The organism is Corallococcus sicarius (assembly GCF_003611735.1).
GTDB lineage: Bacteria > Myxococcota > Myxococcia > Myxococcales > Myxococcaceae > Corallococcus > Corallococcus sicarius.
This window is the reverse complement of record NZ_RAWG01000791.1, coordinates 1-391: the sequence shown is the minus strand read 5'-3', so window position 1 is coordinate 391 and position 391 is coordinate 1. Positions and strand designations below refer to the sequence as shown.

The 391-nt window shown below is 44.2% G+C and carries 1 protein-coding gene; it reads right to left on the bottom strand.

Translation table 11 applies throughout. The features are described from left to right. The coding region (locus D7X12_RS42705) for a hypothetical protein (protein ID WP_439329431.1) at window positions 1-275 on the bottom strand (275 nt) is incomplete at its 3' end. Window positions 276-391: the final 116 nt, after the last annotated feature.

Here is a 391-nt window from a genome sequence, read left to right as displayed (position 1 = left end):
ATCCCTGCAAACATAGCTTTCTCAAAGTCTTGAATGATGGCTTGTTTGTCTGCCTCACTAATCGCATCGGGGGCTTCTTCAAACGATAATACCCCTGCGGTATATCTTCGAGCAAAGTTACTGCTATTAATCATGGCTTGGGTCACCACAGGATTACCACTGACAATCCTTGCCCCAGCTCTTAATTGACCTTCACTCATATAATCGTTACCCAGCAGATAATTGATGGGGGCATTACCTGAGCCTTTGCCTCGGCTAAAGATTTTCAACAGCATACCAATTCTCCTTTAATCCTGTTCCGCTTGGATAACAAGTTGGTCAAGCAAAGCATTGGCTTTAGCCAATTCCTGCAATACTTGAACGTCTAGCTGTTTTTCGGTATTGGCGTGTC